We start from the raw sequence: 21,720 nt of genomic DNA, 5'->3' as shown, positions 1-21,720 counted from the left end.
GGCCATACGGACTTGAAAACAGTCTGCGATGTGCCCATGTGCATGTTAAGCCCGTAAACATTGGGAGGGACACACGAATGAGTAATGTCAGTAGCTACGCCAACCTGCCGGCCCCGTCGCCAGAGCAAGGTTTGAACCGTTATATGCAGGATATCCGCAAGTTTCCGATGCTTGAGCCGGAAGAGGAATACATGCTGGCCAAGCGCTGGGTGGATCACGAAGACACCGAAGCGGCCCACAAGATGGTCACGTCGCACCTGCGTCTGGCTGCCAAAATCGCGATGGGTTATCGCGGCTACGGTCTGCCGCAGGCCGAGGTCATTTCCGAAGCCAATGTGGGCCTGATGCAGGCGGTGAAACGGTTTGATCCCGAAAAGGGTTTCCGTCTGGCGACCTATGCCATGTGGTGGATCAGGGCGAGCATTCAGGAATATGTGCTGCGCTCGTGGTCGATGGTCAAACTGGGCACGACATCGGCCCAGAAAAAGCTGTTCTTCAACCTGCGCAAGGCGAAAAACCGCATTGGCGCGCTGGAAGAAGGCGACCTGCGCCCGGAAAACGTTGAACGGATCGCCCATGATCTTGGCGTCACCGAGGACGAGGTGATTTCAATGAACCGCCGCTTGTCGGGCGGGGATGCTTCGCTGAATGCCACCGTCGGCTCTGAGGGCGAAGGCACGATGCAATGGCAGGACTGGCTTGAGGATGAAAACGCCGATCAAGCCGGCGATTACGAGGAACGCGATGAATTGGAATCGCGCCGTGAACTGCTGGCCGAGGCAATGGATGTTCTCAACGAGCGCGAAAAGGATATCCTTGTGCAGCGCCGTTTGCAGGACAAGGCGGTGACGCTTGAAGACCTGTCGGGTCAATATGACGTCAGCCGCGAACGCATCCGCCAGATCGAAGTGCGCGCCTTTGAAAAGCTGCAAAAGCGGATGCGCGATCTGGCCCGCGAAAAAGGCATGCTTGAAAGCGCTTGATTTGACAGCCCCCCGCCCGGACACTGGCGGGGGTTTTCACATGAGGGTCATATGGCAGGCGGATGGGCGCGCGATGGCGCGGTAAGCGAACAGATCGAAGCATCCATTGATGATGAGTTGGCCCGCCTTAGGGCGCGTCGCCAACCTGTTGGAGACAGTCTGATTCATTGCGCGGAATGCGACGAGCCGATCCCCGAAAAACGCCGCGCGGCCCTGCCCGGGGTCAAGCTGTGCATTGACTGCCAGCAGGAGCGCGACGGCGCCCACAAGGCGCGCGGCGGGATCAACCGGCGCGGGTCGAAAGACAGCCAGCTTAAGTAACGCGACCTTGCCAAGTGCTGCGCGCCCTGCGAGATTTTACCTTTCAGCAAGGGAACGCATCTTATGAGCAAGGTCATCCGATGGGGCATTCTGGGTGCTTCGAAATTTGCGCGTGAACAGATGGGGCCAGCGATTCACGGCGCCCGCGGAGCGCAGCTTGCGGCGCTTGCCACGTCGTCACCTGACAAGGCGCAGGGCTTTGCCGCATATGTGCCGGACCTGCGGGTGCATGACAGCTATGACGCGCTGCTGGCCGATCCCGACATCGACGCGGTCTATATCCCGTTGCCCAACCAGCTGCATGTGGAATGGTCCAAACGGGCGCTGAATGCGGGCAAACATGTGCTGTGCGAAAAACCCATCGCCATGCAGGCCAGCGATATTGACGATCTGATCGCCCTGCGTGACAAAACTGGCCTGCATATCGCCGAAGCCTATATGATCGTGCATCACCCGCAATGGCAGCGCACGCGCGAGCTGGTGCAATCTGGCGCGATTGGCACCCTGATGCATGTCGAAGGGACATTCGCCTATAACAACGCCGCCGATCCTGAAAACGTGCGCCAAAAGCCGGAACTTGGCGGCGGCGGCATTCCCGATATTGGCGTTTATACCTACGGCGCGACCCGCTATGTCACGGGGCAGGAACCGCTGGCGATCACCCACGCCGATCTGACCTTTGAAAACGGCGTTGATGTGGTGGCGCGGGTGGCGGCGCGGTTTGACGGGTTCAGTGCGCATTGGGTCAATTCGATGCGGATGCATCCGATTCAGGACATGGCGTTTATCGGAGATCAGGGGATCGTCAAGCTGACCGCGCCCTTCAATCCGCAGGTGTTCGGCGAGGCGCGGGTGGAATTACATCAAGATGGGCTGGCCGTGCGGGTTGAACGTTTCCCGCGCGACAATCACTATATCAATCAGGTCGAGGCTTTTTGCGAGACTGTGCGCAGTGGCGCGCCATATGCCTGGCCACTGGAACAGGCACGCGGCACGCAGGCGATGATCGACGCCGTATTTGCCAAGGGGAGACAAGCCAATGAATGACGAAACCGAAAGCGATTTTGAAAGTATCTGGATGCGCCTTGTCTGGATGATCCTGATCGCGGTGATGCTCTCGGCGTCGCAAACCGTGCTGGGCGTGATCACCGTTTTGCAATTCATCATCATGGTGTTCAACAAGCGTGAACCCAATGAAACGCTAGCCGAATTCGGCACGACCCTGGGTGTGTGGATGGCCAAAGCGGTGCGGTATCAAACGGCGGCGTCCGAGGTGAAACCGTGGCCCTGGACGGAACTCGATTAATCGGGTTCCGCGTGCGGTGTAGCAATTTTTCAACGAAAAATTTGGGCCGCACCCGGTTGCTATTTTTTCTGCCGCCGTCCTTTCACCCAACGCCACAGCGGCACCACATCAAGCGCGGCCACGGCAATCCCCACCGGGATCATCCAGAACCCGACGATGGGCAGAAAGCCGACGATCCCGAGACCGATCAGCACGATCCCAAGCAGCAGGCGCACGCCCGTCGGAACCCGTTGGCGCACGTGCACCTGCAGGCGTTTGATACGATTGCGAAGGCTGTGTTTCATGGGGCGGGCGGCGCCAGTGGCAAGACATGTTTCTGAAGGGTAACCGCGCCCATATCCCTGTGGGACAGGGGCGCGCGCGCGATCATTCTTCCAGGGCCTCCAACTCGTCGATGAAGCCTTCGATCATGGCCAGCCCCTTGTCCCAGAAGGCGGGGTCAGAGGCGTCCAGACCGAAAGGTGCGAGCAGCTCCTTGTGGTGTTTGGATCCGCCTGCTTTCAGCATGTCGAAATACTTGTCTTTGAACTCCTCGCCCGACTCCTCGTAGACCGCATAAAGCGCGTTCACGAGACCATCGCCAAAGGCATAGGCGTAGACGTAGAACGGCGAGTGCACAAAATGCGGGATATAGGCCCAGAAGCGTTCATAGCCGCTTGCATAATCAAACACCGGGCCAAGGGATTCCGCCTGCACCGACATCCACAGGGCGTTGATGTCATCGGGTGTCAACTCGCCTTGGGCGCGGGCGGCGTGGAGCTTGCATTCAAAGTCGTAAAACGCGATCTGGCGCACGACTGTGTTGATCATATCCTCGACCTTGCCGGCGAGCAGGACCTTGCGTTCCGCCTTGTCCGTGGCCTGTTCCAGCAGCTTGCGGAACGTGAGCATTTCCCCAAAGACCGATGCGGTTTCCGCCAGTGTCAGCGGGGTCGAGGACAGCAATTCGCCTTGCCCCGCCGCCAGCACCTGATGCACGCCGTGGCCCAATTCATGGGCCAGCGTCATGACGTCGCGCGGTTTGCCAAGATAGTTCAGCATCACGTAGGGGTGCACGGTCGTGACGGTGGGGTGGGCAAATGCGCCCGGAGCCTTGCCCGGTTTCACGCCCGCATCAATCCAGCCCTTGTCAAAGAACGGTTCGGCCAGTTCGGCCATGCGCGGATCAAACGCGCCGTAGGCGTCCATCACTGTCGTGCGGGCCTCGTCCCAATCCACAAGGCGTTCGCTTTCCATCGGCAGGGGCGCGTTTCGGTCCCAGACCTGCATGGTATCGAGGCCTAACCATTTGGCTTTCAACGCATAATAACGATGCGACAGGCGCGGGTAGGCGGCGACCACGGCATTGCGCAGGGCCGCGACCACTTCGGGTTCGACGTGATTGGCAAGGTGGCGACCGGTTTGCGGGCTGGGCATGCCGCGCCAGCGATCTTCGATCTCCTTCTCTTTGGCGAGCGTGTTGTGGACGCGGGCAAAGGTCGGCAGGTGGTCACCAAAGACGCGCGCGATCTCGCGCATCGCCGCCTCGCGTGTGCTGCGGTCCTGTTCGGTCAGCAGGTTGAGTGCGCCCTCGATATTGAGATCCTCGCCGTTGACCGTGAAAGACAGGCCCGCAATGGTTTCGTCAAACAGCCGGTTCCACGCGGCGGCGCCGACAGTGGATTGATCATGCAGGAACTTTTCCAACTCGTCGGAGAGCTGGTAAGGGCGCATCGCGCGCATCCGGTCGAACACGGGGCGATAGCGCGCCAGATCGGCGTTTTCGGACAGGCGCGCGTTGACATGGGCGTCTTCAAGGCGATTGAATTCAAGGCCATAGAACACGAGCGGCGTGGTAAACGCGGTGATCTTGTCCTGCATGTCGGACATGAATTTGGCGCGTTCAGGGTCGGTGGTCACCTGATAATAGCGCAGGCCCGCAAACGACATCAGCCGCCCCGTGATGACGTCGATCTGTTCGTAACGTTTCACCGCCTCAAGCAGCGCATCGGCGTCAAGGGAGGCCAGTTTCCCTTCGTAGTCGCGGGCGAAATCGGTGCAGGCCCGTTCGACCCAGTCCATGTCGCGTTTGAGTTCGGGGGCGTCCGTGGCAGGGTAAAGATCGCTCAGATCCCATTCGGGCAGGTCGCCAAAGGCCTGGCCAGCGGATGCGTTCGCGTCATAGGTCGGAGTTTTCATCAAAAGCCTCTTGGGGTTGGTTTGTTTTGATATAGGCGGGCGCTGTGCGGGTTGAAACCTTGGGAGCCTCTGGCGGAGGTATTTTTCGGCAAGATGAAGCCTAGGCGAAGAACAATGTGTCAGGATTGGTGACAAGGATTTGCTGGCGATGGTCCGGGTCCGGCACGGCGCGGTGAAAGGCATCAAGTAATGCGCTGGCCTGGGGCATCTGCGCATCGGCCAGCATCAAGTGCGGCCAGTCGCTGCCCCAAAGACAGGCTGCGGGGTTGGCGGCGACAAGGGCGGCGACATGGGCATCGGCATCGGTATAGGGCGCATCGCAAAGGCGGTAGAGCGCTGAAAGTTTGACGTAGACGTGCCCGTCGCCGACAAGGCGCAGCAGGGTCTGGAACCCGGGTTCAGTGACCCCCGCCGCAAGGTCCGGCCAGCCAAGGTGATCGATCACCAGCGGGCAGGGCAGGTCGGCGATATCGGCGGCAATGCTGCCCATGTGTTTGTTGGCGTTCAGCAGCATCTGGATATGCAAACCGCGATCTGCCAGCGCGGGTGCCAGCTTGCGCGCGCCCTCCCAGGTCAGGATGCCGCCGTGGACGTAGTTCAGGCGCAGGGCAACCATCTGGTTGGCGGCGAAATGGTCAAGATCGGCGGCGGTGGCGGTATCGGGCAGCAGGCCGACCCCTTTGAAATCCGGGCCCATTGCCCGCAGGGCGGCGAAAGTAATGCTGTTGTCGGCCCCGTAAAGGATCGAGTGGACGATCACACCGCGGGTGAACCCCAGAGTGTCCAAGTGGCGGCGATAAAGATCAAGATAGCCCTGAAAATCGGGCCCCGGTGCGGGGTCTTCGACACGTCCGTCCCAAAGCGGGAAATCGGCGGGCGCGCCGACAAGATGGACGTGGGCGTCGCAGGCCCCGGCGGGTGCCTTGATCTGTGGCGCGGTGGCTGCGGGGGGCAGGGTGGCGTGGGGCATGGCATGTCCTTTCGGGCGCGTTTGTTTCGCAATTTGACGCGCGCGTCCAGCACTTGCCCCGTTGCGCTGGCCCGCCGTCTGTGCTGCCTTGGGCCAAAGCAGGAGGATCACATGCGCACAGCGACTTTGCGGAAACGGATTATGACGGGCGAGCCCCTTGCGGGCACGTTCGTCAAAACGCCCGAAGTGACGGTGATCGAGGTGCTGGCACGGTCGGGTCTTGATTTTGTCTGCCTTGATGGTGAACACGCAGCGTTTGATCGCGGGCGGCTGGATGCCTGTCTAGCGGTCTGTCGCGCGCTGGATTTTCCGGCATTGGTGCGGATTTCTTCGGCGCGTGCGGAACACGTGCTTATGGCGCTGGATGCCGGCGCGGTTGGGATCGTCGTGCCGCATGTGGATAGCGTGGACAAGGCCAGAAAACTGGCCAAATCGGCGCATTTCGGGGATGGCGGGCGTGGTTTTGCCGGATCGACGCGCTGGGCGGGTTTTGCCACCCGCGCGATGGGGGATGTGCTGGATCAGGATGCCCAAACGATCGTCATCGCCCAGATCGAGGAACCGGCGGGTGTTGCGGCCTGCGAGGGGATCGCTGCGATTGACGGGATAGATGCGCTGTTTGCGGGGCCCGCGGACCTGTCGGTCGGCTATGGTCATCGCAGTCAGGACAACCCCGACTTGCCCGCCGCGCTCGGGCGGATCGGCAAGGCCTGCGCGTCTCATGGCAAAGGTTATGTGTCTTGGGTGCCGGACGGCGCCAAGGCGCAGGAATGGGCAAAATACGGGATCAACGTGTTTGTTGTCGCGTCAGAACATACCTGGATGCGGCAAGGGGCGGTGGGTGCCGCCGCCGCCGTTCACGCCATCACAGGCGACTGAGCGTCAAACAACGCGCAGGCCTTGTCGAACACCAGTTTGCGGGTCTCGGGCGTTTCCATCATCACTTCGTGGCGGGCGTGCGGGATCATCACCAGTTCGCTCTGGGGCCATTTGCGCATCCGCGCGACAATCCGGTCGGGATCGACGATCAGTTCGTCACTGCCCAGAAAGGAAACACAAGGCACGTTGGGGGCCGCCCGTAGCGATAGCCCGCGCATTTCGCGCAGGGATTCGTTGAGCCAGTGCAGGGATGCTCCGCCCAGCGAAAATTCGGGGTGGGCGGTCAGTTGGGCTTTCATGTAGTCGAACATGTCGCGATCACTGGTCAGGGTATTTTCGCTGAAGTCCACCTTTTCGATATAGCTGTCCGAGACCTGCCCCGGCGCAAAGGCATGGCTGAATCCCAGTGAACGGCTGACGGTGGACAGCCCCCAAGCAAGCGGGCGCAGCGGGGCGGCCATCTGGATGCCCCACATGGGCGCTGAAAAACACGCCGCCGCCACGGGCAGATCCTCGTAGAGAGAGCGCAGACCGATACAGCCGCCCATCGAATGCCCAAGCAGGAAAAAGGGTTCCGGCAGGCCTAGTTCGCGGGCATGGGCGACGGCGGCCTGAGCATCCAGTTGGTAATCCTCGAAGCGGCCAACATGCCCCACGGCGGGGTTGTCATGCACCCGGTCAGCGATGCCCTGGCCGCGCCAGTCAATGGCAAGGGTCGCATAGCCGCGCTGCGCCAGATCCTGCGCGGCGCGGCCGTATTTTTCGATATATTCGGTGCGCCCGGGGAAAAGCAGGACAGTGCCCTTGGCCGATGCCAGCGGCCAGTGACCGACGCGAATCCGGTGGCCATCGGCGCAGCGCAGCCAATGGGCCACGCCGCCGTCAGGACCGTCCGCGATATCGGCGAAGAAGGGCGCCTGCTCCATGTCGTTTATCCCAATACGCCTGCAAGTTTCATCGCCAGACCCATGTCACCGTCAACCGACAGCTTGCCGGTCATGAAGGCGGCGGTGGCGTTTTGTTCACCTTCAAGGATCGCCTGAAAGGTCTCGGCGCTGGCCGACAGGGTTACTTCGGCGTCATCGTCGCCCGCGCGCGCGCCGCCATTGTCGATGATGATGCTGCCCTCGTCTTCGATGTCGAATTTCGCGGTGCCGTCAAAGCCCGCGCCGCCCATTTTTTCGTTCAATGCCGCTACGGCCTTGGTCACAACGTCGCTCATATTTCCGTCATCCTTTGTCAGTTTGCCCGAACGCCTCTGGTATCGGGCGCTGTGTGCGTTACACTATGGGGATGATGAGACAGAGCTTCAAATGTATCGTTACGGCATTCGCTTTTGTAGTCGGGGTTTCCTTACCTGCGACGGCTGACGAGGCGCGCCTTGAGGAACTGCTGGAGCAGTTGAAACAGGCGGATGAGGCAACATTCCAGTGGATCGAGGACCGCATTTTCGAGGAGTGGAGCAAGAGCGGATCGCCAGCGATGGATTTGCTGTTGCAACGCGGGCAAGACGCGCTTGAGGCGGGTGAAGCCGATGTCGCCCTCGAGCATCTGACCGCCCTGATCGATCATGCGCCGGATTTTGCCGAAGGGTATAACGCCCGCGCCAATGCCTATTACACCCTTGGGATGATTGGCCCCGCGATTGATGATCTGCGTCAGGCGCTGGTGTTGAACCCGCGCCATTTCGGGGCGCTGCTGGGCTTTGGCTATATGCTCGAGGAACTTGGGCGCGAGGATGAGGCGCTTGAGGTCTACCGTCAGGTGCAGGCGATCCATCCGATGTCGCCCGATGTCGGGATGGCGATTGACCGGCTGGCCCTGAAATACGAGGGGCAGGCGCTGTAACGCGTCTGTTCAGTGCGCGTATGCTTAACCCCGCCCGAATTGCGGCCGTTCTTGGCCCGACGAATACCGGCAAGACCCATTATGCAATCGAACGCATGCTGGCCCATCGCACCGGCGTTATCGGTCTGCCGCTGCGCCTTCTTGCGCGCGAGGTTTATGACCGCATTGTCGCCCTGCGCGGCCCGTCCGTTGTCGCGCTGGTCACGGGCGAGGAACGTATCGTGCCGCCCCGCGCCGCCTATTGGGTCTGCACCGTCGAGGCGATGCCCGAGGGCATGGGCTGTGATTTTCTGGCGGTGGACGAAATCCAGCTTTGTGGTGATCTGGAACGGGGCCATGTGTTTACCGACCGGTTGCTGAATGCACGTGGCCTGCATGAAACCCTGTTTCTGGGCGCGCAAACCATGCGCCACGCCATCGCGACACTGGTCCCCGAGGCTGAATTCGTCCGCCGCGAACGTATGTCGACCCTTACCTATGCGGGTTCCAAAAAGATAAGCCGGATGCCCGGACGCGCCGCGATTGTCGGGTTTTCGGTTGATAATGTCTATGCCATCGCCGAACTGCTGCGCCGCCAAAAGGGCGGGGCGGCGGTTGTGATGGGGGCACTATCCCCGCGCACGCGCAATGCCCAAGTGGAGATGTATCAAAATGGCGATGTGGACTATCTGGTGGCAACCGATGCCATCGGCATGGGGCTGAACCTTGATATCAATCACGTCGCGTTTTCATCGCTAAGCAAATTTGACGGGCGGCGAATGCGCCCCTTGGCCCCCGAGGAACTGGCGCAGATTGCCGGGCGCGCCGGGCGGCATATGTCGCACGGCAGTTTCGGTGTCACCGGCGAGGCTGATGAACCGGACCAGCATGTGATCGACGCGATCAGCAATCACACCTTTCGCCCGGTGCAGAAACTGCAATGGCGCAACACTCGGCTGCAATTTGGGTCTGTGGACCGGCTGATCCAGACGCTCGAGATGCGCACGGATGACGATTTGCTGACCCGCGTGCGCGAAAGTGATGATCTGGCGGCGCTGAAATCGCTGGCAAATGACGCCGAGGTGCGCGCGCGTGCCAGTGATGGCCCTTCGGTGAAACTGCTGTGGGATGTTTGCCGTGTGCCGGATTTTCGCGGGATCAGCCGCGGCGAACATGCGGGGCTTCTGACCCAGATTTACACGTTTTTGCACCAGTCGGGTCGGGTGCCGGACGACTGGATGGCGCGGCAGGTGAAACGCATTGATCGCAGTGACGGCGACATTGATACCCTGTCCAAACGATTGGCATATATCCGCACATGGACCTATGTGGCGCAGCGCAAAGGCTGGGTCGGGGACGAATCCCATTGGCGCGAGGCGACGCGCGCGGTAGAAGACCGCTTGTCGGATGCCCTGCACGGGGCGCTGACCCAACGATTTGTGGACCGGCGGACATCTGTCTTGCTTCGCCGGCTCAAGCAGAAGGAGAGCCTTGTGGCCGAGGTGAACGACAAAGGTGAAGTGAGCGTCGAGGGCGAATATGTCGGGCGTTTGGAAGGTTTCCGGTTCCGGCAGGACAAATCCGGCAGCCCCGACGAGGCAAAAACCCTGCGCCAGGCATCCGAACAGGCGCTTGCGCCGCATTTCCATCTACGTGCGGACCGTTTTTACAACGCGCCCGACACCGAAATTGATTTCACCGAACAGGGGGGCCTGATGTGGGGCAGCGACGCGGTGGGCAAATTGGTGGCTGGGGCTGACCCGCTGAAGCCTACGGCGCAGGCCTTTGTTGACGATGAGGCTGGTGCGGATGTGGCGGCCAAGGTGCAGCGCCGTTTGCAGCACTTTATCGACCGCAAGATTGCCACGGCATTTGAACCGTTGATCAACATGCAGCGCGACGAAACCCTGACCGGTCTGGCGCGCGGTTTTGCATTCCGCATGATCGAAGGGTTTGGGTTGTTGACCCGTGCCGATGTGGCCGAGGAAGTCAAGGCGCTGGATCAGGACGCACGCGGTGCGCTGCGCAAGCACGGTATCCGCTTTGGCCAGTTCACGATCTTTTTGCCCTTGTTGCTGAAACCCGCGCCAACCCGCCTGCGTCTGGTTTTGTGGAGCCTTGCCAAGGGCTTGCAGGAGTTTCCCGAAAGTCCGCCTCCGGGTCTGGTGACTGTGCCGACAACCAAGGACGCAGTGGAGGGATACTATACGATGGCCGGGTATCGCGCCGCTGGAGAGCGGGCGATCCGGATCGATATGCTGGAACGGCTGGCCGATATGCTGCGCAATGAAAACACTCGCGCAGGGTTTGAGGCCAAGGCCGATATGCTGTCGATCACCGGCATGACCCTGGACCAATTCGCCGACCTGATGCAGGGGCTGGGATACGCGGCCGAAAAGGGTGAACGCGTCAAGGTGAAGGCCGCGCAAGACCCCAAGGAACTGCCCGAACCGGCACCGCAGGAAGCGCCCGTTGAAACACCGGTTGAAACACCCGCGCAGCCTGATGAAATACCGGCCGAACCGCCCGCCGAGGTGCCCGCCGACGCCCCCGCCGACGCCCCTGCCGAAGTGCCCACCGAGGCCCCCGAAATGGAAGTGTTCTATACCTTTACATGGGGGGCACGTGCGCCGCGCAATCAGGGGCGCCGCCCGCAAGGCGACAAGCCCCGCGCCAAGGGCAAACCCCGTGGCAAATCAGAAGGGGGCAAGCCGCAAAACCGTGGCCCCAAAACCGTATCGGCCCGCCCGCCCAAGCCGGAAAAGAAGATCGACCCCGATAACCCCTTTGCCGCCGCCCTGTCGGGTTTCAAAACCGATTGAGTGAACCGCGCGACACGATTCGGATCGACAAATGGCTGTGGCATGCGCGATTCTTCAAGACACGTGGGCTGGCCACAAAAACCGTGGCCGCAGGCAAGGTGCGGGTCGATGGCACCCTCGTGAGCAAGCCCGCGCGCATGGTCGGGGCGGGCGATGTGCTGACATTCGCCAAGGAAAAAGACGTGAAAGTCGTGAAGATCATCGCGATTGGGCTGCGCCGTGGGCCGGCCCCCGAAGCGCAGGCTCTGTATGAGGATCTGTCGCCAGCGCCTGTCGCCGATCCGGTCAAAACCCGGAACGCTGGTTCGCCAAATCCGCGATATGAAGGGAAGGGTCGCCCCAATCGCAAGGAACGCGCAAACCTCGCGTCCCAGAAGCGCGATATCGGGCCGTCCCGCCTTGAATGAGCGGCGCGTCTGGACTAGCTAGGCGGCAAAGAAGGATGGACGTGCCATGACATATATCGTCAACGACAACTGCATTGCCTGCAAATATACAGATTGCGTTGAGGTCTGCCCCGTGGACTGTTTCTACGAGGGCGAAAACATGCTGGTGATCCACCCTGACGAATGTATCGACTGTGGCGTTTGCGAACCTGAGTGTCCCGCCGATGCGATCCGCCCCGATACCGAGCCGGACATGGAAAAATGGGTCGAGTTCAACCGCAAGTATTCCGAGATGTGGCCGGTCATCATCACCAAGAAAGACCCCCTGCCGAATGCCGACGAGATGGACGGCAAACCGGGCAAGATCGACCTGTTTTCGGAAAACCCGGGCGAGGGCGGGTAAAACGCGATTCGCGTGGTTTGCCGTGTGACGTTGCGTTCAAAACGCGGCAAAACACCCTGAAAAACAAGCTATATCGCCGCTTGCTGCATCGCGGCGCTTTGTTTGGGGCGTTTTTTGTGGTATGGTAACGCCAATGCTACAAGAATATTGATCTTGACCGCCCCTGAAACACCTGCTGGTGACATTGTCACTTGCGGGTTTTTTGTCGGCTCCGGTCAAGATGTCTGGAAAGGACACCTATGAGCAAGTCAAAGAAAAGTGAATTCCGCCCCAATGATTTCGTCGTTTATCCGGCGCATGGGGTTGGCAAGATTGTGTCAATCGAGAAGGACGAAGTCGCCGGTTTTGAACTGGAACTTTTCGTCATTGCGTTCGAAAAAGACAAGATGACCCTGCGGGTGCCGACCAACAAGGCAACCGAGGTCGGGATGCGTGGCTTGTCTTCGCCCGATATCGTAGCACATGCGATGAAAACCCTGCGCGGCAAAGCCAAGGTCAAAAAGGCGATGTGGTCGCGCCGTGCGCAGGAATACGAGCAAAAGATCAACTCGGGCGATCTGATCGCGATTGCCGAAGTGGTACGCGACCTGCACCGCGCTGACGATCAACGCGAGCAAAGCTATTCCGAACGCCAGCTTTATGAAGCCGCGTTGGAGCGCCTGACCCGCGAGATTGCCGCCGTGGGCAATGGCGACGAAGGCGATGCGGCCAAGGAAATCGGAGATGTGCTGATCAGCCGGGCCGCCTGAACCGACTGTCCTGACATTGAAAAAGCCGCGCCTTGGGGCGCGGCTTTTGCCGTTTTTATGGGGGTCTTGCAGCGCGAGCCCGCCAGAAATCCTGACGCGCCGGTCGGTATGTTGTTGCGCTCAGAGGGCGTATTTTTGAACAGAAGACGTCAGAGGGCACGCCAGCCGATGTCGGTGCGGTTGAACCCTTCGGGCCAATCGATTTGTTTGATCATTGCGTAGGCGCGCGCGTGGGCCTGTTCCAACGTATCACCCCGCGCAGTGATGTCGAGGACGCGCCCGCCACTGGCGATGATTTTGCCGTCTTTTTCCGCAGTGCCGGCGTGAAAGCCCATGTGATGTGAATCTTCGGGCAGATCGTCCAGCCCATTGATCACACTGCCTTTTTCATAAGAGCCGGGGTAGCCTCGGGCCGCCATGACCACGGTGAGGGCGTGATCATTGGCCCAGTTGACCTGCATCCCCGCCAGACGCCCTTGGGCGCAGGCTAGCATCAGATCAAGCGCTTGCGCCCCAAGGCGCATCATCAGCACCTGACATTCGGGATCGCCAAAGCGGCAGTTGTATTCGACTAGCCGTGGTTGGCCGTCCTTGATCATCAGCCCGGCATAGAGGATGCCCTGATAGGGAGCGCCGCGCCGCACCATTTCGGCCAGTGTGGGTCGGATAATTTCATCCATTGCCTTGGCGGCGATGGCATCTGTCAGCACGGGCGCGGGCGAATAGGCGCCCATGCCGCCGGTGTTTGGCCCCAGGTCGCCGTCAAAGGCACGTTTGTGGTCCTGGGCGGTGCCGATGGGCAGGGCTGTTTCGCCGTCACAAAGGATAAAGAACGAGGCCTCTTCGCCGTCCATGAATTCTTCGATCAAGACTTCGGCGCCCGCATCGCCAAATCCACCGCCGAACATGTCGTCGATGGCCGCCAGCGCCGTTTCGGTGTCCATCGCAACGACCACGCCTTTGCCTGCGGCCAGCCCATCGGCCTTGATCACGATCGGTGCGCCCTGTTCTTTGACATAGGCGCGGGCCGGCGCGGCTTGGACAAATCGCGCATACCGGGCCGTGGGGGCATTTGCCGCGTCACAGACAGATTTGGTAAAGTATTTCGAGGCTTCCAGCTGCGCGGCCGCTGCCGAAGGTCCGAAAACCGTAAACCCTGCATCGCGCAAACGGTCGGCGACACCGGCGGCAAGGGGGGCTTCTGGCCCGATAATGACAAAATCGACCGCGTTTTCGGCGGCAAAGGTGGCGACCGTGTCACCATCGTTGATGTCGATATCGGCGCATTCCGCGATCTGGGCGATACCTGCATTGCCCGGCGCAACAATCAGCCGGTCGCATTTCGGGTTCTGTTGCACAGCCCAGGCCAGGCTGTGTTCGCGACCGCCGCCGCCCAAAATCAGGATATTCATGGATGCCCCCGCTTTCCCTTGGTTGATCGGCGTTCTAAGGTCGCAGGCAAGCTAGCACAAGGTGACAGATGGACCTGATCGACGATCCCGAACAGGCGGGCAACGCGCCGGAATTTACCGTTTCCGAGATATCGGGCGCGGTGAAGCGCACGATCGAGGGCGAATTCGGTTTTGTCCGCGTCAAGGGCGAGGTCGGGCGCGTGTCGCGGCCCCGCTCGGGGCATGTTTATCTGGACCTCAAGGATGATCGCGCCGTGCTATCGGGCGTCATTTGGAAGGGCCGCGCCCAAGGTCTGGTGACCCAGCCCGAGGAGGGGATGGAAGTCGTCGCCACTGGCAAGCTGACCACATTCCCCGGTCAGTCGAAATACCAGATGGTGATTGAAGATATCGCGCCGGCCGGCGTGGGTGCGCTGATGGCGATGCTGGACAAGCGCAAAAAGGCGCTTGAGGCCGAGGGGCTGTTTGCGGCCGAGCGCAAGCGTGCGCTGCCCTATCTGCCCGAGGTGATCGGCGTGATTACATCGCCCAGTGGTGCCGTTATTCGCGATATTTTGCACCGTTTGCGGGATCGGTTCCCGCGCAAGGTGCTGGTCTGGCCGGTGGCGGTTCAGGGCCAGCAATGCGCCCCCGATGTGGCCCGCGCAATTGCGGGGTTCAATGCGATGACGCCAGGGGGCAGCCTGCCGCGCCCCGATCTGCTGATCGTGGCGCGCGGTGGCGGTTCGATCGAGGATCTTTGGGGCTTTAACGAGGAAATCGTTGCCCGCGCTGCCGCCGCTTCTGAGATTCCACTGATTTCGGCGGTCGGGCATGAAACGGATACGACCCTGATCGACTATGTCAGCGACAGGCGCGCGCCCACGCCCACGGCGGCGGCGGAACTGGCCGTGCCGGTGCGCTTGGAACTGCTGGCCTGGGTTGGTGATCAGGATGCGCGCCTGACGCGTGCCCTGACAGGTGGGATTGCGGCGCGCGACCAACGGGTGCGTGATTTGGCCCGCGCGCTGCCCAAGCCGGATATGTTGGTGGAACAGGCCCGCCAACGGCTTGATTACTGGGATGAAAGATTGGATGGCGCGCTGCGCGGTGTAGTGCAGAAACGCGGGCTGCGGCTGTCACAGGTGTCGGGAGCCTTGCGCCCGTCACTTCTGGCAACACGGGTAGAACGCGCGCGCGAAAAGGCGGCGGCGCAGGGCGCGCGGCTGGCCCCGGCATTGGCACGCGTGGTGCGCGATGGTGGCCGTGATCTTGCGCGTCTTGCCCCGCGATTGCGCCCCGATGCGCTGATGCAGATGATGACGCAGCAGGCGGATGCCTTGCTGGTCTGGACGGGGCGGATGGCGCGCGCAGGCGTTGCGCAGGAACATCGCCGCCGTGCGCGCCTTGATGGCCTGGACCGTTTGCGCGAAACGCTTGGGTATCGCGAGACATTGAAGCGCGGCTATGCGGTGGTGCGCGGCGACGGCGATGTCGTGACGGGTGTGGCCGCGGCCAAGACGGCCCAGGCTCTCGAGATTGAATTTGCCGACGGGCGCTATGATTTGACCGGCAAGACCCCGAAACCGGCCAAGGCAAAGACACCGCCGCCTGATCAGGGCAGTTTGTTCTAGGGCTTGGTGGCCCATTCATCGGCGCGCGGGTCCATCACGCGCCGCCACAGGCGCGGATAAAGGGCCACGCAGGCCATGACAGGTAGTGAACGGGGCAGCATCGGCGCATCGGCGGGCAATTCAAGTGCGGGGTAGGGCCGCGCGGGATGGGCGTGGTGGTCGGAGTGGCGCGGGGCATTCAGCATCAGCGCCGACGAAAACCAATGCGGCGTATTCCATGAATGACGCGCGGCGACGGGAACAGGTTTCCCGTTCCCGCCAATGGCCCGCGTCAGCCCGTAGTGCTGCACATAATCCGACATCAAAAGCTGTGTTTGCGCGAAGCCTGCCAGCGCCAGCAGGGCCGCGATGCCCCAGGGTCCACCGATCAGCGCAGCAAGGGCAAGCATGATCGCGCCGCCGCCGATATACATCATATAGGGGTGGTGCCAGCGGGGCTTGCCTGCGCGTTTGAGCCGCGCGCTTTCCACCGCCGCCCCCTGCCGGAACGACCCGCGCCACGCCCGCCACATGAACCGATAAAGGCTCTCGCCCTGCCGTGCGGAACTGGGGTCGGCGCGGGTTGCGACATGGATGTGATGCACCAGCGGATGTGCCGAAGTGTGATGCCCGAACAGCACCGAAATATAGACCCATTTGCCCAGACCATGCAGAAACCGTGATGACCGGTGGATCAGCTCGTGGGCGTTGGAATTGCTCACTTGTCCGAAAAACAGCCCGGCGGCAGCGAAAGCTGCCAGCTTTTCAAGCGGATTAAGCCAGTCCCGGGTCAGGGTGGTGATCATCAGGGCCAATAGTGCAAAATGCGCCAGCGCAAGGGCCGTGGAGAGCCTGTCGGCCTCGGGAAATTCGCGATCCTCGCCGCCCGGTGCGCTGGCAAAGCTGACGAATTCGTCCAGCGACGCGGTAATCGCCGTCAGAAAAGCGAGCGCGGCAACCGCCCACCAGCCGCCCCATAGCGCAGCGGCGGCGATCAATACGGGGGCCGTCAGGGTGACGGCGGTGAAAAGGATCATCTGGCGTGACATTGCAGCCCTCGGGTTGGTTGCCCATGATATAGCACAGGAAAATGGCGGGCCTAGGGCGGGTCTGCGCAACCTTGGGGGCAGAAATGACGGAGATGCTATTTGGCGCGGCGGCGGCCCTGTCGCTGCTGTTCTGGCTGGGGTTTAGTGCGCGCGGTCCAAGCTGGGTGAAATCACTGATCAAGACCGCTTCGGTGGCTTTGCTGGCCGCGGCTGCCCTGACCGCAGGCGGGCCTTTCTGGCTGGTCGCGGCACTGATGCTGGGGGCGGTTGGCGATTTTTGCCTGTCGCGTCATGGGGAACGTTGGTTTTTGGGTGGCGTCGCCGCGTTTGCCCTTGCGCATATTGCATATATTGTTTTGTTCCAACAGGTTGACGGGTTTGATCTGGCGCAGGTCACGCAGGGTTGGCGCGCCACCACGGCCCTGGCTCTGGTCGCATTTGCCGTTGTTATGGCGCGTTTGCTGTGGCCGCGCACCGGTGCGTTGCGCGGGGCGGTCATGATATATTTGTGCATCATTGTCGCGATGGGCTTGGCCGCTTTGGGCTTGCCCGTCGCGGGATTGGCGATGCTCGCGGCTTTGTTTTTCGTCATCTCGGATGCGGTTCTGGCGGCGGAACTGTTCCTGATCCCGAAAGGTCACAGGGCGCATTTTCGCACGCCTTACGTTGTTTGGGCCACATATTGGGGGGCGCAGGCGCTGTTTTACTGGGCATTCGCGCTGGCCTAGGCTTCCATATCGGGCGCGAGGGGATTAGGTGGAATAGGCAAGGTTATTCCAAAGGTTCCCATGTCCTTTTTCAAGAAACTGAAAGACAAACTGTTCAAATCGTCCTCGAAAATCGAGGAAGGGCTGGACGCGATCGTCGATGACGGTGGCACCGCCGAGGAAATCGAAACCGAAGTGATTGAGGAACAGGCCCGTATCGCAGCCGAAAAAGCCGCTGCCGAACAGGCCGAAAAAGCTGCGCGTCTCGCGGCTGAGGAAGCGGCGAAACAGGCGGCGGAAATAGCGCGGGTCGAAGCCGAAAAAGTGGCCGAAGCGGCGGCGCAAAAGGCAGCGCAGGCCGCGGCCCAAAAGGTCGAAGCGGCAGAGCGAGCGAAACTTGAAAGCGAGGCAGCGGAAGCTGCGCGACAGGCAGAAGTGGCCCAACACGCCGAAGCCGCACGGCAGGCCGAGGCCAAGCGCGAACAAGACGCGCGTGAGGAAACTGCGCGCCAAGACGCAAAACGCCAGGAAGACCTTGCCGAGGCAAAACGCCAAGAGGAGGCGCGGGCAGAAGCCGCGCGCCAGGACGCGGCCCGCACCAAGGCAGCGCTGGAAGCCGCCCAAGCTGCGCAGGAAGCCCAAGAGGCGGCGCAGGCTGAAAAAGCCGCGCAGGAGGCCCAAAAGCCGGGTCTGATCGGGCGCCTTCTGGGACGCACCGAAAAGAAAACCGTGGTCCGGCGCGAGCTGGACGACGACATGCTTGAACGCCTCGAGGAGTTGTTGATCAGCGCCGACATGGGCGTTGATACCGCCCTGCGCGTGACCGCAAACATGGCCGAGGGGCGTTTTGGGAAACGCCTTTCAAGTCACGAAATCAAAGAGTTGCTGGCAGCCGAAATCACCCGTATCATGGAGCCTGTGGCACGGCCCATGCCGCTTTATCCCAAGAAACCGCAGGTGGTTCTGGTGGTCGGCGTAAACGGATCAGGCAAGACGACGACGATTGGCAAACTGGCCAGCCAGTTCCGCGCCGCCGGAAAATCCGTGGTTATCGCCGCTGGTGACACCTTTCGCGCTGCCGCCGTGGAACAGTTGCAGGTTTGGGGTGATCGCGCCGGTGTCCCCGTGCTGACCGCACCCGAAGGATCGGACCCCGCGTCGCTGGCCTTTGACGCGATGGAAAAGGCCGCCGCCGATGGCGCGGACCTGCTGATGATCGACACGGCAGGGCGTTTGCAAAACCGCGCCGATCTGATGGAAGAGCTGTCGAAAATCGTGCGTGTGATCCGCAAGAAAGATCCCGATGCACCGCACAATACCCTGCTGGTGCTGGATGCGACAACGGGGCAGAACGCACTGAATCAGGTCAAGGTGTTTCAGGAGCTGGCGGATGTCAGCGGCCTTGTCATGACCAAACTTGACGGCACGGCCAAGGGCGGGGTGCTGGTGGCGCTGGCCGATAAATTCGGCCTGCCGATCCATGCCATTGGCGTGGGCGAACAGATTGATGATTTGTCGCCCTTTGATCCGCAGGAATTCGCCGCAGCTTTGACCGGGCTGGAGCCATGAAAACCATTCTGACGATGGTGGTGTTTCTGGCGGCCACGCAGGTCAGCGCCTTTGGCCGGATGAGCATGTCGGACTGCACGCAGTCGTGGGAGGTGTTTAACCTTTTGATGAACGAGGGCGATCGCGATGATCCCCGCCTTGGTGCGTTTGTGCGCGTCACGCCGCAGGGCTGGTGCGCAGTGCGGGGCAGCGATCCGGCATTCGCGACATCGCGTTTTGACGAAATGACATGGCGCGCCGAGGAGATATCGCGCTTTGTCGATGATGGCATCCCGCCGCTTGCGCTGGAATTTCGCATAAGCGGCCTTGACCCCGACGAAATGGAAGCGGGCGATATCAGCACAAACCGCCCACCGCTGACGCTGTCGGCGACCCTGCGCCAGATTCCGGCGGCCGGACAGGTGATCGTGGAGCGGGCCGAGTTGGCGTCCGATGCGGGCGATGTGATTGCCGGGTCGATGGTGTTTGAACGCCTGTTCCTGTCGTCGAAATCCATGATGCAGGTCAGTATCGGCTCCGTTACCTACAAGGCAGGCTTGTTTGAAATGTCCTTATCAGGGGAATACGAAAATCCCTTTGGTTTCAATGGTAAGCTGACGATGCGCGGCAGCCCCGAGGCACAGCGCCGCGCCGCTTTTGACCTGATTTCGCGACTGCCCGACGGGTTCGTGGATGATGCCAGTCGCGCCGAATTGACGGGCTTTGCCGGTGAATTGCCACGCCCGCAAGGGTCGCTTGATCTGGCGCTGGATTCTGAAACCGGATTTGGCTTGGTCAAGGTCGGGACGTTCGCGGCAATGGGCTGGGTCGATATGGTCGAAAACGGGGGCTTGGATGTCCTGCTGGATGGTATGACCCTGGGTGCGGACTGGTCGCCGACCACGGGGCAGACGGACTGACGCGACATGGGTGACTGGCTGGTCAGCATCGCGGGCACGCCGCAGGGCGCGCAACTGGCCACGGGGCTGGCGTTGATGTCGGCCCTTGCCCATGCGGTGTTTGGCGCGCTGCAAAAGGGGCGGCACGATCCCTGGTTGATGCGCGGGTCAATTGACGGCTGGCTGGTTGTTATGTCCGCCCCCGTCGCGTTTTTTCTGGTGCCTTGGCCCAACGCGCAGACATTCGCGATTCTGGGCGGCGCGCTGTTTATTCACTTTGGCTACAAGATGACTGTGGCGCTGGCCTACGAAAGAGCCGCCTATACGGTGGTTTATCCGGTCATTCGCGGCACGGGGCCATTGGTCACGGTGCTGGCCGCTTCGATCTTGTTCGGGGAACATTTCACGCCGCTGCAATGGCTGGGCGTAGCCTGTTTGTCGGGCGGAATGCTGTTGCTGGCATTGCGTAATCTGGGCGAGGAAACGCTGGACCCGCGCGGCTTGCGGATCGGCCTGATCTGGGCGGTGCTGGGGGGGATGCTGGTTGCGTTTTATACGGTTTATGATGCCTGGGGCATCCGGCAGTCGGCCAACCCGTTTACCTTTCTGGCGTGGTTCTTTTTCATCACGGCGCTGGATTTTCCGGTGATTGCATGGGTGCGCATTCGCCGCTTTGGCGCGCCTGGTGGCATCGGGTCACTGATCGCACGCGGGGCGGCGGGGGCGGTCATTGCCTGGATCAGTTTTGGCGGCGTGATGGTCGCCACGCGGCTGGACAAGGTCGGCGAGGCAGCGGTGCTGCGCGAGACATCGACGGTTTTTGCGGCGCTGATCGGCTGGTTCATCCTGGGCGAAAAAGTCGGCCCGCGGCGGCTGGTTTTGATGGCAATGATCGCTTTGGGGGCTGTCATTGTGGAAATGGGCGGCTAAAAGGACGCCATGACAGAACGCAAAATCAATCCCGTGCTGAAACAGACCCTTGAACTTGGGCCGACGATTGCATTCTTCGTCGTCTATCTTTGGATCAAGGACGAGACTTTCAGCTTTGCTGGCACGGAGTATTCCGGCTTTATCGTCGCGGCTCTTTTGCTGATCCCGCTGTTGCTGGGGGCGATGGCGGTCTTGTGGATATTGACCAGGAAAATCAGCCGGATGCAGGTGTTCACCGCCTTTATGGTGATCTTTTTCGGCGGGTTGACGGCCTGGTTCAACGACGAGACGTTCTTCAAGATGAAGACCACGATCGTTTACGGGTTTTTCGCTGCTGTGCTGGGGTTCGGCCTGCTGCGCGGGCGCTCGTTTCTGGAATACGTCATGGGGGAATTCCTGCCCATGCAGATGGAAGGCTGGATGATTTTCACCCGCCGGATTGTCTGGATGTTTCTGGCTTTGGCCATCGCCAACGAGGTGATCTGGCGCACGATGAGTGAGGCGACATGGGTCACGCTGGAAACCTTTGCCTTTCCGGCGGCGTTAATCGTGTTCATGTGGTCGCAGATTTACGCGCTTCAGCACTTCTTGATCGAGTCCGAAGACAGCAAAACCGACTGACCCGTTCTTGACCCCGCGCCAAGCTGGGCGTAATGACGCGATGTGGCGATTTGTTACCGGATTGCGGGCCACGTTAAACATGCCGCTAAAAGGGTGAGGGATAAACAGCCCGATACCTGCACCGGTATCGGGTTTTTT

The 21,720-nt window shown here is 61.1% G+C and carries 23 protein-coding genes and 1 riboswitch; of the genes, 16 read left to right on the top strand and 7 right to left on the bottom strand.

The window, feature by feature from the left end:
- The first annotated feature begins 77 nt into the window (after positions 1-77).
- The 4 genes from rpoH to FTO60_RS10960 all read left to right on the top strand — a co-directional run bounded on the left by rpoH (position 78) and on the right by FTO60_RS10960 (position 2,610).
- Positions 78-983, top strand: coding sequence for an RNA polymerase sigma factor RpoH (gene rpoH / locus FTO60_RS10975; RefSeq protein ID WP_148055998.1), 906 nt, complete (start codon positions 78-80; stop codon positions 981-983).
- A 51-nt stretch (positions 984-1,034) separates the two neighbouring features.
- Complete coding sequence (locus FTO60_RS10970; RefSeq protein ID WP_148055997.1) at positions 1,035-1,304, top strand: DksA/TraR family C4-type zinc finger protein; 270 nt, start codon at positions 1,035-1,037, stop codon at positions 1,302-1,304.
- A gap of 63 nt (positions 1,305-1,367) precedes the next feature.
- Positions 1,368-2,351 carry a Gfo/Idh/MocA family protein gene (locus FTO60_RS10965; protein WP_148055996.1) on the top strand — a complete coding sequence of 328 codons (984 nt, stop codon included), beginning with the start codon at positions 1,368-1,370 and terminating at the stop codon, positions 2,349-2,351.
- Positions 2,344-2,610, top strand: a complete 267-nt coding sequence (locus FTO60_RS10960; protein ID WP_148055995.1) for a DUF4389 domain-containing protein — start codon at positions 2,344-2,346, stop codon at positions 2,608-2,610. Before FTO60_RS10965 ends, FTO60_RS10960 begins: the two co-directional genes overlap by 8 nt.
- Before the next feature lie 59 nt (positions 2,611-2,669).
- Here the strand turns inward: FTO60_RS10960 and FTO60_RS10955 are convergent, their stop codons facing one another.
- The 3 genes from FTO60_RS10955 to FTO60_RS10945 all read right to left on the bottom strand — a co-directional run bounded on the left by FTO60_RS10955 (position 2,670) and on the right by FTO60_RS10945 (position 5,758).
- Positions 2,670-2,894 carry a hypothetical protein gene (locus FTO60_RS10955; RefSeq protein WP_148055994.1) on the bottom strand — a complete coding sequence of 75 codons (225 nt, stop codon included), beginning with the start codon at positions 2,892-2,894 and terminating at the stop codon, positions 2,670-2,672.
- Between the two features lie 82 nt (positions 2,895-2,976).
- Positions 2,977-4,788 carry a M3 family oligoendopeptidase gene (locus tag FTO60_RS10950; RefSeq protein WP_148055993.1) on the bottom strand — a complete coding sequence of 604 codons (1,812 nt, stop codon included), beginning with the start codon at positions 4,786-4,788 and terminating at the stop codon, positions 2,977-2,979.
- 100 nt (positions 4,789-4,888) lie between these two features.
- Complete coding sequence (locus tag FTO60_RS10945; protein ID WP_148055992.1) at positions 4,889-5,758, bottom strand: amidohydrolase; 870 nt, start codon at positions 5,756-5,758, stop codon at positions 4,889-4,891.
- 111 nt (positions 5,759-5,869) lie between these two features.
- On the opposite strand from FTO60_RS10945, the gene FTO60_RS10940 reads away from it, so the two are divergent.
- Positions 5,870-6,637, top strand: a complete 768-nt coding sequence (locus FTO60_RS10940) for an HpcH/HpaI aldolase/citrate lyase family protein (RefSeq protein ID WP_148055991.1) — start codon at positions 5,870-5,872, stop codon at positions 6,635-6,637.
- On the opposite strand, the gene FTO60_RS10935 is transcribed toward FTO60_RS10940, so the two are convergent.
- The gene (locus FTO60_RS10935; RefSeq protein WP_148055990.1) at positions 6,616-7,563 is read right to left on the bottom strand and encodes an alpha/beta hydrolase; all 948 of its coding nucleotides are present in this window, start codon (positions 7,561-7,563) and stop codon (positions 6,616-6,618) included. The genes FTO60_RS10940 and FTO60_RS10935 overlap by 22 nt on opposite strands.
- 5 nt (positions 7,564-7,568) lie before the next feature.
- Positions 7,569-7,859 (bottom strand): SCP2 sterol-binding domain-containing protein, encoded by a 291-nt coding sequence (locus FTO60_RS10930; protein WP_148055989.1) that lies wholly within the window; start codon positions 7,857-7,859, stop codon positions 7,569-7,571.
- A gap of 71 nt (positions 7,860-7,930) precedes the next feature.
- On the opposite strand from FTO60_RS10930, the gene FTO60_RS10925 reads away from it, so the two are divergent.
- From FTO60_RS10925 to FTO60_RS10905, 5 genes are all read left to right on the top strand, one after another.
- Entirely contained in the window at positions 7,931-8,485 is a 555-nt protein-coding gene (locus FTO60_RS10925; RefSeq protein ID WP_254696786.1) for a tetratricopeptide repeat protein, read from the top strand.
- Between the two features lie 20 nt (positions 8,486-8,505).
- A complete protein-coding gene (locus FTO60_RS10920) occupies positions 8,506-11,286 on the top strand; it encodes a helicase-related protein (RefSeq protein ID WP_148055988.1) in 2,781 nt (926 codons plus the stop codon).
- A complete protein-coding gene (locus FTO60_RS10915; protein WP_148055987.1) occupies positions 11,283-11,693 on the top strand; it encodes an RNA-binding S4 domain-containing protein in 411 nt (136 codons plus the stop codon). The genes FTO60_RS10920 and FTO60_RS10915 overlap by 4 nt, the downstream gene beginning before the upstream one ends.
- Positions 11,694-11,739: 46 nt before the next feature.
- On the top strand, positions 11,740-12,075 hold the full coding sequence (gene fdxA, locus FTO60_RS10910; RefSeq protein WP_148055986.1) for a ferredoxin FdxA: 336 nt from the start codon (positions 11,740-11,742) through the stop codon (positions 12,073-12,075).
- A 239-nt stretch (positions 12,076-12,314) separates the two neighbouring features.
- Positions 12,315-12,824: a CarD family transcriptional regulator gene (locus FTO60_RS10905; RefSeq protein WP_148055985.1), complete on the top strand. Its 510-nt coding sequence runs from the start codon at positions 12,315-12,317 to the stop codon at positions 12,822-12,824.
- Positions 12,825-12,973: 149 nt separating this feature from the next.
- On the opposite strand, the gene purD is transcribed toward FTO60_RS10905, so the two are convergent.
- Positions 12,974-14,236, bottom strand: a complete 1,263-nt coding sequence (gene purD / locus FTO60_RS10900) for a phosphoribosylamine--glycine ligase (protein ID WP_148055984.1) — start codon at positions 14,234-14,236, stop codon at positions 12,974-12,976.
- 68 nt (positions 14,237-14,304) lie between these two features.
- Here purD and xseA point away from each other — a divergent pair, with 68 nt between their 5' ends.
- Positions 14,305-15,849, top strand: a complete 1,545-nt coding sequence (gene xseA / locus FTO60_RS10895) for an exodeoxyribonuclease VII large subunit (RefSeq protein WP_148055983.1) — start codon at positions 14,305-14,307, stop codon at positions 15,847-15,849.
- On the opposite strand, the gene FTO60_RS10890 is transcribed toward xseA, so the two are convergent.
- Positions 15,846-16,865 carry an alkane 1-monooxygenase gene (locus FTO60_RS10890; RefSeq protein ID WP_254696785.1) on the bottom strand — a complete coding sequence of 340 codons (1,020 nt, stop codon included), beginning with the start codon at positions 16,863-16,865 and terminating at the stop codon, positions 15,846-15,848. The two genes, xseA and FTO60_RS10890, sit on opposite strands and share 4 nt — an antisense overlap.
- 95 nt (positions 16,866-16,960) lie before the next feature.
- Here FTO60_RS10890 and FTO60_RS10885 point away from each other — a divergent pair, with 95 nt between their 5' ends.
- The 5 genes from FTO60_RS10885 to FTO60_RS10865 are packed head-to-tail and all read left to right on the top strand — an operon-like array spanning position 16,961 to position 21,582.
- Positions 16,961-17,605: a lysoplasmalogenase gene (locus tag FTO60_RS10885; protein WP_148055981.1), complete on the top strand. Its 645-nt coding sequence runs from the start codon at positions 16,961-16,963 to the stop codon at positions 17,603-17,605.
- Between the two features lie 60 nt (positions 17,606-17,665).
- A complete protein-coding gene (gene ftsY / locus FTO60_RS10880) occupies positions 17,666-19,153 on the top strand; it encodes a signal recognition particle-docking protein FtsY (RefSeq protein WP_148055980.1) in 1,488 nt (495 codons plus the stop codon).
- Positions 19,150-20,052, top strand: a complete 903-nt coding sequence (locus tag FTO60_RS10875; protein WP_148055979.1) for a hypothetical protein — start codon at positions 19,150-19,152, stop codon at positions 20,050-20,052. The genes ftsY and FTO60_RS10875 overlap by 4 nt, the downstream gene beginning before the upstream one ends.
- Positions 20,053-20,058: 6 nt before the next feature.
- Entirely contained in the window at positions 20,059-20,961 is a 903-nt protein-coding gene (locus FTO60_RS10870) for a DMT family transporter (RefSeq protein ID WP_148055978.1), read from the top strand.
- Positions 20,962-20,970: 9 nt separating this feature from the next.
- The gene (locus FTO60_RS10865; RefSeq protein WP_148055977.1) at positions 20,971-21,582 is read left to right on the top strand and encodes an inner membrane-spanning protein YciB; all 612 of its coding nucleotides are present in this window, start codon (positions 20,971-20,973) and stop codon (positions 21,580-21,582) included.
- 32 nt (positions 21,583-21,614) lie between these two features.
- A riboswitch (SAM riboswitch) is annotated at positions 21,615-21,692 on the top strand.
- Positions 21,693-21,720 lie beyond the last annotated feature (28 nt).

It is taken from the genome of Octadecabacter sp. SW4 (genome assembly GCF_008065155.1).
Lineage (GTDB): Bacteria > Pseudomonadota > Alphaproteobacteria > Rhodobacterales > Rhodobacteraceae > SW4.
The sequence above is the reverse complement of the archived record's forward strand: the minus strand, read 5'-3'. Positions and strand labels throughout refer to the sequence as shown.